This window comes from Actinoplanes sp. DH11 (assembly GCF_020873875.1).
Taxonomy (GTDB): domain Bacteria; phylum Actinomycetota; class Actinomycetes; order Mycobacteriales; family Micromonosporaceae; genus Actinoplanes.
This window is the reverse complement of record NZ_JAHWGU010000049.1, coordinates 1-12,655: the sequence shown is the minus strand read 5'-3', so window position 1 is coordinate 12,655 and position 12,655 is coordinate 1. Positions and strand designations below refer to the sequence as shown.

Genomic DNA, 12,655 nt, shown 5'->3' with positions numbered 1-12,655 from the left:
GTGAACGCACGTGACGACATTTCTGCTCTGCAGGCGGCGGTGCGCGGCCCGGTGCTGCTGCCCGGGCAGCCCGGCTTCGCTGCGGAGTGCGCGACGTACAACCTGCTCAACCCCCTGCGCCCGGCGTTGGTGGTAGGAGCATCGTGCAGTGCTGACGTGCGGGCCGCGGTCCGTTTCGCCGGTGGCCGTGGCATGCCGGTAGCCGTCTCCGCGACAGGTCACCAGGTTCGGCAGCCGGCCGGGGATGCCGTTCTCATCACCTTGCGGCGGATGGCCGGCGTCACTGTGGACGCCGCTCGGCGAACCGCCTGGGTAGCCGGTGGGGCCCGCTGGCAGGAGGTCGTGGAGGCGGCTGCCGCGCACGGCCTCGCCCCGGTGAACGGATCCTCCATGACAGTGGGAGCGGTCGGTTATCTGCTGGGTGGTGGACTGAGCCCCACTCTCGGGCGCACCAGAGGTTACGGTGCGGACACCATACGTGCCGCCGAAGTCGTCACCGCCGACGGACAGGTTCATCGGGTCACCGCCGAAAACGTACCGGATCTGTTTTTCGCCGTCCGTGGCGGTAAAGGCAATTTCGGGGTCGTGACGGGAGTTGAAATCGACCTCTTCGAAGTGCGGAGGCTCTATGGTGGCGCGATTTACTTCGCCGGTGAACACGCACACGAGGTTCTGCACGCCTGGCGGGATTGGGTCGTCTCCCTTCCCGAGCAGATGACGACCTCGGTCGCGATTCAGCGCCTTCCACCCGCGCCGGAACTGCCCGCACCGATTCGCGGAAATTTCGTCGTGGCGTTGCGGGTGGCCTTCCTCGGGCCGGCCGGCGAAGGCAGGCGCTTGGTGGCGCGGATGCGTGCCGCAGCGCCCGTGCTGCTCGACGATGTGGCCGACATGCCATACACCGAGGTCGGCAGGATCCACTCGGATCCGGTGGACCCGCTGCCGTATGTCGACCGTACGACCGGGCTGCGCGCGTTGCCGCCGGAGGCGGTCGACGCCCTGCTCGCCGTCGTGGGTGCCGGCTCGCGGTGTCCGCTGACGAGCGTGGAGATCCGGGCCCTGGGAGGCGCCCTCGACCGCCAGGCCGAGGTGCCGAACGCCGTGTCGTCCAGAGGACTTCCGTTCGTGCTGTTCGGCTTCGGCGTGGGGCCGGCGGAGCAGGCCGCATCGCTCAGTGTCCACTTGGGGTACGTCGTCGACACGATGCGACAGTGGGCGGACGAACGGACCCTGCCCAACTTCCTGTCCGCCGCCGAAGCGACCACCCCGGCCGAGGTTCGCGTCGTGTACGGAGCCGATCTGTACGACCGGCTGGCGCGGATCAAAGCTCGCTGGGATCCCGGGAACATGTTCCGGATGAATCACAACATCGTCCCGGACATCCCGATCCACGCCGATGCGAGCCGGTTTCAGCTGGACCGGGATGTGCTGGCAGCCAGCGAGCCCAGCAGCGACAAGGCCTCGGCGCTGGGGGATCCCGGCTCGGCGTGATAGACGACGAGCTCCTGCCCGGGGCTCGATCGGACGTCGAAGGTCTGCATCGTCAGCGTCAGCGGACCCACATCGCCGTGGTGGAAGTGCTTGCTCTCCGCGGTCTTGCCGCGGGCGTCATGGCCGGTCCACAGGTCGGCGAACTCCGTGCTGGCAGTGATCAGCTCGGTGAGAACCTGCTGGATCCGGGGATCGTCGGGCGACTTGCCGTAACCCAGGCGGAAGCCGGCCACAGAGTTGCGGGCGACCTGATGCCAGTCCCGGTAGAACGTGCGCGCGACCGGGTCGGTGAAGACGATGTGCAGCAGATTGCGCGAATGCGCCCAGCTGTGGAACAGCGCGTCCGCGATCGCATTGGAGGCCAGGACGTCGAAGGCCCGGTTGTAGACGACGGCGGGGTTGTCGGGCCAGGCGGACATCAAGGTGAACAGGCTCGGATCGACGCGATCGCTGCCGGCCGCCGACGCTGCCCGCGGGCTGAGCCCGGCAACCCTGAACAGATGCTGACGTTCGTCCTCGCTCAGGCGCAGGGCCGCCGCCAGCGCGTCGACCACCTGAGCCGACGGCGACCGTTCGCGTCCCTGTTCGAGGCGGACGTAGTAGTCCACGCTCATCCCGGCCAGCATGGCCACCTCCTCGCGCCGCAGACCCGGCACCCGGCGATGCCCGGTGCTGGGCAGGTTCGCCTCAGCGGGGCTGATCTTTCCGCGGCGGGCACGGAGATAGGCGCCCAGTTCAGAGCGATTCATATCCGCATCGTAGGTGCCGAATTCACGTTCTTCCTGGGTGCGGTGCACCCAGGAACGTCTCGCCCTGGCACTCCCCGCCCGGCACACGGACGCTCGGTTCATGTATCTCAACGAGACCACGAGGTGATTCTGATGAGATTCCCCCTCCGGACCGTGCTCAGCGGCGCGGCCGCCGCCATGCTGCTCGCGGCGTGCTCCGTATCGCCGGACCGCGACAGCGTTGCCGCTCCGGCCGACACCCATCGGGAGCCGCCGCACCCGTACGTCGGAATGTGGGTGACAGCTGACGGCCACATCCGTCAGGAGCTGCTCGCCAACGGTCGCTACGACGAGGCGCGCGGCGGGCGGCAGAGCGCCTACACCGGCTCATACCAGGTGTTCGGTACACGGATCGAGTACGTCGACGACACCGGGTTCACCGCCGACGGGACGTTCGACGCGGACGTCCTGCACCACGGCGGCTACGTCTTCTACCGTGAGGGCAGCGACGCGCACCGCCGGCACCGCCGAGGATGACCACGGCAGGGCGAGCACGTCAGGCGCTGTCGGAGGTCAGCTCGCCTCAGCGCAACAGGGAGTGCTCCATCGCATAGAGAGCGATGCCCGCCCGCGTCCGCCGCCCCGTCTTGTCATAGATGTGCGTCAGATGATGGTCCACGGTGCGCGGCGAGATCGACAGTTCGGCGCCGACCTGCCGGCTCGTCAACCCGCGTGCCGCGAGCCGCAGCACCTGCACTTCCCGGTCGGTCAGTCCGTCCGGCAGCGGGCGCCGCGGCGCCGACATGCCCGTTGCGGCAAGGACCAAAGCACACGCCTCCTTGTCGGCACCACCCTCGTCGGCGTCGCGTACCAGAATCCGCGCGGCCTCCGGGAGCGGGTACGCGGGCCGATGGGCACGCGGCTCGGTGAGGGCAGCGAACAGGTCGGCAGCCGCCACGATGCGCGCGGTCAAGGGCAGTTCGCGGACCGGATCACCGCGGTGGTATCCGCCGCCGTCGGCGCGCTCATGGTGAGCCGAGGCGATCGGTGCGATTGTGGCCAGCGCCGGTACCCGCTGCAAGATCCGATGAGTCCAGTAGGTGTGCATGCGTACCCGTTCGGTCTCGGCCGTGGTGAGCCTCCCCGGCCGGTCCCAGATGCCGGCCGGAATGACCACGCGGCCGAGGTCGTGCAGCAGCGCCGCACTGCGCAAATCCCTCAGGGTCCCCGCATCGAGCCCTGCGGCCCGCCCGGCACCCTCCGCCAGGTCAGCCACATGTTCGCTGTGTCCCAGCAGCCACGGGCTCTTCATGTCGACGATGCGTGCCAGCACCGCCGACAGTTGCGGCACGGACTCGACCGGCACGGTGGCGTGCGGAAGCGGCTCGGCTTCCAGCACCGCGGCAACCGCGTCCGCCGAGTCCGGTGCCGCCAGCACCGCCTCCGGCGCGGCCAGGAAGACCTCGGCCAGCGCTGGATCGAGATGGCCGCCGGAGCGGCGGCGCACCTCGGCGACAGCCCCGGCGAGTCCGCCGACGGCACCGGCCAGGACCGCCTGCTCGGCCACATGAACGGTACGGGCAGCCGGTGACAGATCCGCACCGCACCGCCCCTCCGGGATGCCGCGGCCGTCCCAGCGCTCGTACACATCCTCCAACGCCGCGACCGATTCGGGCAGCACACCGAGCCGGGGCCCGAGATCCCGGCTCGTCTCACAACCGTTCCGCATGGCCTGCACGCCCACGTGCGGGAACACTTCGACGAATGTGCGGGCCAGCTCCGGCGCCGCAGCCCCGGCCCAGCGCTTGAAATCCGCGGTCAGCCCGTCCACGACCGCCTCGTCGGCGAAATCGACGCGTTTGAGCACTGCCTGCAACGCGACGTCGTCACCGAAGAGGGCGGCCAGCTCCGGCGCGTACGACGTACACCCGATCGACCGCAGGAGTGCGGTCTCGAACACCACGCGGACCTGCCGGTCGTCGCCGCCCGCCAACCGGGCCAGACGCGTCGCGGCGGTACAGGTCCGCAGCCCTTTCTCGAGCGACATGCCGGCCGCGACGTCCGTGGTGAGCGAGACCGCCGCCAGCACCTCCGCGACCCGGATCGTTCGCATGGGCGGCACAGCACCTCCGGAATGTGGTCGCCGGGACCACTCTCAGCGTCAGAACGGGCCCCACCCAGGCCGCGTCAGGACGGCTCGACGGTCATGGTCCGCACCATGGCGTGGGTGTCCGGGATGGTCTCGAAGCGTACCGGCACGCCGTCACTCAGCCGCCAGACATGGGCGAACCGCGACGTCATCGGGCGGCCGGTCACCCGGTTGGCGGCCCGGTAATGGCCCAGGGCGATCACGACGTCGCCCGCCTCGAAGATCTCGTCGGGCTGCACCGCGAAGCCGACCCACTCGGTCTCGAACCGGGCGAACACATTCGTCAGCACCGACTCCCGTCCGCGATAGACACCCCCGTAGTGCAGTCCGTCCGGCACCACCCACTCGATGTCACGGTCCAGGCCCTCCAGCAGAGCCGCCACATCACCGTCGGCCAGCCTGCCGTACAGCGCGACAACCGATGCCGACAGGCCGGGGGCCTCGCGCTTCTCGTCGATGTTCATGAAGATTCCTTCCGTGGGGATCCGTCGGGAAGAATCTTCAGACGCACCGATGGGCATCCGCATCGGTTGAATTTCCTATACGCGGTGTGACCAAGAACGCCGCCGCGCACGCGTCGCCCATCCGCAAAGACCAACGGCTCACCGTCTGCGTGAGTCCAAGCGCAGCGAAACTCCCCGGGCAGGACGCCGGTGAGGAGCGCATGTGACCGCCTACCTGCCGGCGAACTCGCGGTGACCCGCGCGCACGAACTCAGCCGTGCCGTCGATGGGGTCGATCACGTAGAGCAGCTTGCTCACATCAGTGACTTCGGCGCGTTCGTCGTCGCGCCCGTCCTCCTCCCCGATGATGACTGCGTCGGGGTCGAACTCCCGGATGCGGTCGGAGATCAGTCGCTCGATCTCGACGTCGGCTGCCGTGAGTAGTGTCTGGTCGGGCTTGGTGGTTACCGGCAGTGTCGCGATGCGTTCCCGGTAGCGGCGGATGACATCGTTCCGGTTCGGACGGCTCATGCTTCGCGCGGGCACTCGAAACGCCTGCCTGGCCCGCAGGCCCTTCTTATGCGGCGGGGAGAGTCGTATCGTCACGACGTGCAGCAAGATCATCCGGCCGTGGAGATCGGCGAACTCCTGTACCGGCAGGCCCAGGGGGATGCCCTCACTCCGGGCGAACAGGAGAAGATCCGGCACAACAGCGCCGGCATCGTACGGGTTGCCGCTCTCCGGTACGCGGCGGTCGTCGCCGAGGGGCAGATTCTCGCGAACAGTTTGACGGGAGGCGAGCGGGTACGCGGCGCGGTGGACCTGGCCGCCGAGCACAACAGGGCCGGCAAGGCACTCAATGCGCGGATCGGCCGGCGGCTCGCGGACGCGGATGCCGGCGAAGCCGCATCGGGGCACCTCGAGGCGCTCGTCATGCGGCACCTGGCGGGAAAGACCTTCGCGAAGGCGCTGACGGGTGTGCTGCGGCAACGGCAGTTGAGTCCGCACGCCATCGACAAGCCGAGCCGCGACTTCGGCGACTGGATGGCCGGCCACGGCTTCCTGGCTCCGATTCCGGAGGACGTCAGCCGGCTACTGAACCTCGCGAACCCGGAGTTCGCCGACCACGTCATCGCGAGCCTCAAGGCCGCGAGTCCCCTGCCCGCCCATGAGGCGATCACATCGCGATGGGACGCGGTCTCCAAACGGGTCACGAGACGGCTCCGCGAGGATCGTGACCTCATCAAGAGCCGACTGGAGGCCATGCCTCGTCACCGACGGAGCCGGACGGCCGCAGCGGAGCTTCGCGAGGCTTGCCGGCTGTACGCCGTCGGATGCGCGCTCAGCGAGATCGCCGCGCACGCCGAGAAGGAGCTGCGGATCCGGTGCCTCGCGGCCTACCACAGCGACACGGTGCAGCAGACACGGGTGGAATGCCTGAACGCCGCAGCCGCCGAGGTGGCGCAGAACTGGCCGGATCTGGCGGCCTCGGTGTCCGAGGCATGCGCCCGACACCGCCGGGAATGTCCTGAGCCGACGTCTCCGCATCCCTGCTCCGGCTGTGCCCGGGAAATCGCTGCCGAGGTCCAGCGTACGAAGGCATTTGTAGATCCAGCGATCAAGATCGCCGAGCCCTCGCCGCAGGCATCTCTGCCGGTGGCCGCCGCACCGGATCTGAAGCCGTCGACGCCCGCCGACCCCATGGACTCCGGTGCCGAACCCGTCGAACCGGCGGAGTGGATCCGCCGCCCGCAGCCGGACGGTCCGCCCGCGGTCTGGCAGGTCATCCTGCACCGGCTGCACCTGCGTGGCGGCTGGTGCCCGATTCCGGAGATCACCCTGCCGCTCGCCCGGGACGGCGCCCCGCTGACTCTGCGGCTGGACTACAACGGCGGCTCCCGGACGCGTCGATCGGTCGAGCAGCAGGTGCGATTGCGGCACCGAGGCGGCGAATGGGAACTCACCGGCCTGGACTGGCCCTCGGACCTACCGCCCGGAGTCATCCTCACCCTCAAGTGGGCGCCGGCCGGCTCGTCCGTCGCGGCGAAGACCAGCGCGCTGTGGCCGCCTGTCCGGATCGACGGTGTCGCGTTCTTCGACCGCTACCACTCCGGGACGGTGATCCGGGAACTAGCGCCCGGTTCCGACCAGGATCAAGACGCACCCGACCTCAGCGACGCCGGGTGGGTGCTGCGGACCCTGCGTGTTCTCGGGCACTTGCGGACTGACGGCTCAGTGATCATCGCAGAGCAGGGCCTTGTCGCTAACTGCCGACGTCTTGGCAGTCCCGGCCGTCGGGCCGATCAGCTGCACCGGGCCGTGGACCGGCTTCTCCAGAAAGGCGTTCTCAGCCGCGTCGAGGGCAGCGTCGACGTGGACGGCACACCGCACTGCCCGCCGCGCCCCAGCGGGGCACGAGTCCCGCTGTTGCGTTTCCGGTCGACGCCAGTGCCCCTGGACGAGAAATTCCGGGGCCACGACTCCACGGACGCCCGGGCGCGCAGGGCACACGTCGTCCAAGGCTTCGTCCGCCGCCTCCCGGACGGAGCCGAAGCCTCGCAAGCACAACTGGAACTCTACGAAGAGGCGGTCCGGCAAGCTCAGGTCGTCGCGGGATCGCTGCCGCCGGGGCACACGTATGTCCAGCGTCACCGACGCAAAGCATGAGACCGCAGAAGGATCGCGCAGCCGTAAGGCAGAAAGCTGAGAGAAAACGAGCGCGCTCATCAACGCTGGGAGGTGCCGTTCATGGCCCCTCACCAGGGGAAATAGTTGGTGGACCATAGTTGGCAGAATAAGAACCACATTCCCGCAGCTCAGGGGCCAATCGTGACGCTACCGGCCGTCCGCAGACGCACATCCTGACCGGTTCACCGTTCACCTGCCGTAGCGCCGTCACGCCGACCCGAACCATCACCAGCATCGGCGCTACGGCCCCGGTCACCCGACCGCCGCTGGTGAATCATGACTGTCAACGCCGTGACCGCCTGTCTTCGGTTCGCCGCTGACATCGGCGCGGTCCTCGGCTCCCGCACCACTGAGGGTGTGCGGCGCTTCACCCGGCATACCCGTAACAGCGACGCACCCCGCCACCCAGCGACGAGCCGTTCAGCAGCGGCAAGAGCGTTGCCGCCATCAAGCGTTCAACTAGCGCTGATCTCGGAGTTCAATACGGCGGCGGCTCGCCCCATCCGTCAGTCAGATCAAGCGGCGTTCCGGCTGTACTGGCCTGCCCAACCGCACCCGCGCGCGGCGACTGCCCAAACCGACGAGCGTCACGACAAGGTGGCACATCGTGTCGACGGGCAGGTGTCGGATATCCGTCCTCGTCATCCCTTCGTGAGCACCCGCTTGATCACTTTCAGCGAAACGTCATTGCGGCCGATCTCGTGACGGATACAGCGGTGGATGTCGCGGGCTGTCCACCCCGGATGCTGCCGTGCCAGCCCGAGAATGAGATCGTGCTGCGTGCGGCTGATCGCCGGACGCCTACGCCTTCGCGGCGGGGTCTGTGACACCGGAGGCGGGGCAGGCTGGTTCATGCTCCAGCTCGGGTAGGTGACGCGCCGGCGGGGGTCATCGTCGTAGGTCATTCGCGCACCTCCTCACGTCACAGCGGTCCCGGGAACGACGCTACGAGCGGCGCGTGGTGCAGGTCCATGACGGATCAACCGGCAGAGTCCTGCCACGCCGCTTCTCTGCGATCGATGATCGTTGCAAGATGACACCGCCCGGGCACAGGCTGTGGGAAGGAGACCGCTCGCGTGGCCGTCCGCGTTGCTGTCGTCGATCCGCTGCCGATGTTCCGGCACGGCGTCACAACGGCTCTGGCGGCCGCAGGCCGCGTCGTGGATACGCCCGCCGATGTGGTGCGCTGGGTGTCGCGCCGGCACGACTGCTGTGTGTTCCTGTCGATCCGGGCCGAGTCGGACTGGGATCTTCTACGACGTCTGTCCGCTGCGCCCACCACCACGGTGATCGCGCTGCTCGACGACGCCACCGTCTTCGCGGGAGCCAAGGCGGTGCGGGCTGGCGCCCGATCCGTGCTGCCCCGCACGGTGTCCGGTGAGTTCCTGCGGCGCACGGTCGAGGCGACGATCGACGGGCAATCCGTTCTGCCGCCGGACGTCCTGGCGCTGCTCGCGGCCAACGCGCCGCCGGACGTGGCGCCCGGCGCGATGGATCGCGTCGTGTGGCTGCACCATCTGGCGGCGGGCGGGACCGTCGCCGAACTGGCCGATCGCCTGGGCTACTCGGAGCGTGCGATGTATCGAATGTTGCGCGCGCTCTACCGTGAGATGGGAGTCCGGACCCGCCTGGAGGCGGTGCTGCGGGCCCGCGAGTCGGGGCTGGTCTGAGGGTCGGTCCTAGTTCTCCGGGAGCACGTCGAGGGCCAACTGCAACTGGCCCGGCGGATTCCTGCAGCCCTCCAGCTGCTCCACCAGGAAACGCAGCCGGGCGGCCAGGCCCGGTGCGTCACGTACTTGACGGCGCGCTGTATCGAAGTGCACCGCAGCCTCCCGCACATCGGCGTCGCCGGCCAGGGTCAGGCCGCAGAGCCCGAACCCGAGCATGTCCCGGGCGGCGAAATCGAGGCGGTCGACCCGCAGCCGGTGCTCTGCCTCTCGGGCGAGCTCGCGGAAGTGCCCGGTCGCGGCGCCCGGGTCACCGGTCTGTGCGGTGGTGAGCGCCAGCACGGCCAGGATCAGCAGCGAGCGGCCCGGGCGGTCACGTCGGCGGAGCCTGTGGGCGCGCTCGATCTCCCGGCGGGCCTCGCCCGGATCGCCGTGGCGCAGATGGGCGACGCTCAACGTGGTGCGTGCCTGGAGCAACACCACCTCGTCGAGCTTGGCGCGGGCCAGCGCGACGGCCTCCTCGGCCAGGAGGATCGCCTCGACCGCCTCGTCCTCGGCGAGGCGCAGATCGGCTAGGGCGTCGCGCCGGGCGGCCAGCAGCCAGTCCGGTGCCCGCCGGCACGCCGCGGAGTCCGCCTCGCGCAGACGATCCCGCGCCTGGTCGAGGTCGTTCTGCTCGATGTGCCAACGGGAGAGGCGTAACCAGGTGAACACCCTCTCCAGGTCGGTGAACGCGGTGGCGCGGGTACGCGGGTAGCTCGAGTAGACCGAGCGCCTGCTCGGCGTTCCGGATCGCGGCGCCGTAGCGGCCGTGCCTCCGGTCGCAGTCAGCCAGGCCGATGAGGGCGCCCATCCGCAAGGACAGGTCACCGACCCCGTCCCGGTCGTCGCGAACCAGCCGGTAGCGCGCGCGGGCCTGCTGCGTCTCGCCGGCCTCGAGATGCGCGCCAGCCTGGTTGATCCGGATCCGCTGAGCGTCGGCGGCCCCGCCCAGGGCGCGGGCCTTCGCCAAGGCCCGGGCGAACGAGTCCGTCGCCGCCGGAAGGTCGCCTACCGTGAGTGAGATGTCGGCGAGCGCTTCCTCGTTCGTCATCTCGCGGTGGTGATCGCCGAGCTTGCCACGCACCCTCCGGCGTTGCCGGAGCACCAGCTTGCGGCAGTTCCAGTCGAACAGGTACGCCATGTCGATCTCTTCGATGACCCGGTAGGCGTCGACCATCCGTCGGGCGCCCAGGAGTGCGTTGATCTCCGCTAGCCGCAGCCGGAGGTCGCGGACGGCGGTCACCGGCCTGGCCGGGAGCACGGTCAGCGCGCGAGCCGCGGCCGACATCAGGTTGACTCGGGCGGCGTCGCCCATCGGTACCAGGTCGAGGAAGGTGGTCCCGGTGACGCCGGGCAGGTGGTAGTCGCCGTCGTCGTTGCGGTAGATCACGCGCCGTAGATTGAGCACGTCGAGCGCAGGCCGGACGTCCTCCGCCCGGTGTTTCGGGGAGAGTGCCGAGATTACGGCCGAGTCTGGGACCGGGGTGTCGAACGCGGCCAACGCCTGCAGCACGCTGCCGCGGAGCTCGCCGAGACGTTCGGCCAGCAGGCGGATGAGTTGGTGCGGCACCTGCGCGGGTGATTGCTGGAAGAGCAGCGTCGCCAGGTCACGAAGGGCCATGGGGCGGTCGGCGTCGGCCACTAGGGCATGGAGGAGCTCGCCGCTGCGCGGGTTACCTTGCAGGTGCCCGTGCAGCTCCTCGCGGAAGGCGTCGTCGAGGTCGCCGAGCCGGAGCACTCCGTCGCGATCGATGTGCCTCAGGAACTTGAAGAACTCGTCGACTTCGAGTTCCGGCACTGGGATCGGTGCGTGGCGCCCCGGCCACGTGCCGCCGGTCGATGAGGTCGGGTGCCCACGGAAGGCCAACACCACCGAGACCTGGTGACCCCGCTCGTTCGTGAGCAGTTCGAGGGCCTCGTCCAAATCTACGTCGGCGAGTTCGTGGGTGCCTTCCGCCAGCAGATTGTGGGCAGCGTCCAGCGCGACGATGACGCGCCGGCCGCCCAGTTCATCGAGCACCCGTTCCAGCCGCGTTAGCGAGGAGTGGCCCGGTTCGGTGAGCGAGGCCTCGCGGCCTTCCAGGCCGTCTATGAAGCTCTTCAGGTCGAGCCGGGTCGCCACGTCCAAGACCTGGCGGTACACGCGCGCAGGGTCGGCGGCCCCGGCAGACTCCATGTCGTCGAGGACGGTGTGGAGTACCTCGGACTTCCCGATGCCGGCGAGGCCATTGATCACCACCGCGCCGAAGGGTCCCTCGGTCAGCCGGTGACGCAGAGTCCCCCTTTCGGACTCCCGGTTGATGATGGTCGTGCTGCGTCTGCGCCGGTTGTCCTGGCGAGCCGCCGCCGGCGGCGGAGGGCGCGATTCCCCGGACCCGGCGCCGGGCAGTTTGCGCCGGGCGGCTTCCGCAGCGGCGGCCGCGAGGTCGTAGCACCACCGCCGGGCGTCGTCCGGTGACTTCGTGCGCAGCTCCCGGCCGACGTGCATTAGACCGGCGCCTACCAGGCCGAGGAGTAGCTGCCGACGCCACAGACTCGGAAGGCCCCGGTCCGGGAATGCTCCGAGAACGCCGGCCCGCACCTGGCGAGCGATCTTGCGGATGGTGCGCGCTTCGGGTTCGACGTCGCTGACGTCGGGATTGACGATCGCCCGGATCCAGTCGGCGCGGATCTTCTCCGCCGCGACGCGGTCGAAGTCGTCCAGGGCCAGCCCGACAACCAGGTGCATAGGGTCGAACGCGAGGAGCGCCTCGTCAATGAAATGGTCGTAATCGATCAGGACGTAGGAGTCGCCTCTGAGCTTCTTCCCGCGTTGCACGAAGATGTTGCGGGCGCTCAGATCGCCATGTGATTTTCCCAGCATGACCCCGGGAACGGGCCGTCCGGCATCCGCTCCAGACACCAGCGCGAACGGCGAGTCGCTGGCGACCGACAGGCCCTTACTGCGGGCCCACGTCTCCGCGGCGCCGATGTGGCGCCGCAAGATGGGCGAATGCATTTCCGACGCAGGCCGAGACAGCGCACCACGCGTCGACCGATGATGACACCCGCTGGCGCACGAAGTGCCGTAGCGGTCACCGGCGGGCTACTTCCTCCGATCGGCGTTCCGTCGCATCCCAGCCGAGGACGGCGGCGACAGCTCGCGGGTGCACCACTCCTTCGCGAGTCATTTCGGCGCCGTCGGCGGCGCAGCGCACGATGGTGAGGTGGTTGGCGAGGGGGCAGACGCCACCATCAACCACGATGGGGATGTCCGCCTCTGCACTGGTGACGAAGTCAAGTACCTCCTGGAGAGTGATCGATGGCCCAGGGCGTTCTGTTGTCGCCGCTTCCTGAAGAGTGACCCCGTAGGGATCCGGGAAAGTTGACCCCCTTCCTCCTTGATCTTGGAAGGGGTGTTGAAGGTGGAGGACTGGGCTGAGATCCGTCGGCTGCATCGGGCCGAGG

At 69.0% G+C, this 12,655-nt stretch carries 12 protein-coding genes; 4 read left to right on the top strand and 8 right to left on the bottom strand.

Annotation, left to right across the window (positions count from 1 at the left end; all coding sequences use genetic code 11):
- Positions 1-1,491 carry an FAD-binding oxidoreductase gene (locus LPA41_RS39375; RefSeq protein WP_229076599.1) on the top strand — a complete coding sequence of 497 codons (1,491 nt, stop codon included), beginning with the start codon at positions 1-3 and terminating at the stop codon, positions 1,489-1,491.
- Here the strand turns inward: LPA41_RS39375 and LPA41_RS39370 are convergent.
- The gene (locus LPA41_RS39370; protein WP_229076598.1) at positions 1,410-2,288 is read right to left on the bottom strand and encodes a helix-turn-helix transcriptional regulator; all 879 of its coding nucleotides are present in this window, start codon (positions 2,286-2,288) and stop codon (positions 1,410-1,412) included. The two genes, LPA41_RS39375 and LPA41_RS39370, sit on opposite strands and share 82 nt — an antisense overlap.
- An 84-nt stretch (positions 2,289-2,372) precedes the next feature.
- Here LPA41_RS39370 and LPA41_RS39365 point away from each other — a divergent pair, with 84 nt between their 5' ends.
- Positions 2,373-2,756 carry an Atu4866 domain-containing protein gene (locus LPA41_RS39365; protein ID WP_229076597.1) on the top strand — a complete coding sequence of 128 codons (384 nt, stop codon included), beginning with the start codon at positions 2,373-2,375 and terminating at the stop codon, positions 2,754-2,756.
- Positions 2,757-2,802: 46 nt separating this feature from the next.
- Here the strand turns inward: LPA41_RS39365 and LPA41_RS39360 are convergent, their stop codons facing one another.
- The 3 genes from LPA41_RS39360 to LPA41_RS39350 all read right to left on the bottom strand — a co-directional run bounded on the left by LPA41_RS39360 (position 2,803) and on the right by LPA41_RS39350 (position 5,435).
- The gene (locus LPA41_RS39360) at positions 2,803-4,332 is read right to left on the bottom strand and encodes an HD domain-containing phosphohydrolase (protein WP_229076596.1); all 1,530 of its coding nucleotides are present in this window, start codon (positions 4,330-4,332) and stop codon (positions 2,803-2,805) included.
- A 74-nt stretch (positions 4,333-4,406) separates the two neighbouring features.
- Positions 4,407-4,832, bottom strand: a complete 426-nt coding sequence (locus LPA41_RS39355; RefSeq protein ID WP_229076595.1) for a nuclear transport factor 2 family protein — start codon at positions 4,830-4,832, stop codon at positions 4,407-4,409.
- Between the two features lie 210 nt (positions 4,833-5,042).
- A complete protein-coding gene (locus tag LPA41_RS39350) occupies positions 5,043-5,435 on the bottom strand; it encodes an inositol monophosphatase family protein (protein WP_229076594.1) in 393 nt (130 codons plus the stop codon).
- On the opposite strand from LPA41_RS39350, the gene LPA41_RS39345 reads away from it, so the two are divergent.
- Positions 5,421-7,478 carry a hypothetical protein gene (locus LPA41_RS39345; RefSeq protein ID WP_229076593.1) on the top strand — a complete coding sequence of 686 codons (2,058 nt, stop codon included), beginning with the start codon at positions 5,421-5,423 and terminating at the stop codon, positions 7,476-7,478. The genes LPA41_RS39350 and LPA41_RS39345 overlap by 15 nt on opposite strands.
- Positions 7,479-8,140: 662 nt before the next feature.
- On the opposite strand, the gene LPA41_RS39340 is transcribed toward LPA41_RS39345, so the two are convergent.
- Positions 8,141-8,404, bottom strand: a complete 264-nt coding sequence (locus LPA41_RS39340) for a hypothetical protein (RefSeq protein WP_229076592.1) — start codon at positions 8,402-8,404, stop codon at positions 8,141-8,143.
- A gap of 171 nt (positions 8,405-8,575) precedes the next feature.
- On the opposite strand from LPA41_RS39340, the gene LPA41_RS39335 reads away from it, so the two are divergent.
- A complete protein-coding gene (locus LPA41_RS39335; protein ID WP_229076591.1) occupies positions 8,576-9,169 on the top strand; it encodes a DNA-binding response regulator in 594 nt (197 codons plus the stop codon).
- A gap of 9 nt (positions 9,170-9,178) precedes the next feature.
- Here LPA41_RS39335 and LPA41_RS39330 read toward each other — a convergent pair whose 3' ends face one another.
- The 3 genes from LPA41_RS39330 to LPA41_RS39320 form a co-directional block, all read right to left on the bottom strand.
- Positions 9,179-9,508, bottom strand: a complete 330-nt coding sequence (locus LPA41_RS39330) for a hypothetical protein (protein WP_229076590.1) — start codon at positions 9,506-9,508, stop codon at positions 9,179-9,181.
- A 31-nt stretch (positions 9,509-9,539) separates the two neighbouring features.
- On the bottom strand, positions 9,540-12,191 hold the full coding sequence (locus LPA41_RS39325) for a hypothetical protein (protein ID WP_229076589.1): 2,652 nt from the start codon (positions 12,189-12,191) through the stop codon (positions 9,540-9,542).
- A 91-nt stretch (positions 12,192-12,282) separates the two neighbouring features.
- Positions 12,283-12,655, bottom strand: a 373-nt coding sequence (locus LPA41_RS39320; protein WP_229076588.1) for a hypothetical protein, incomplete at its 5' end; no start/stop codon positions are given.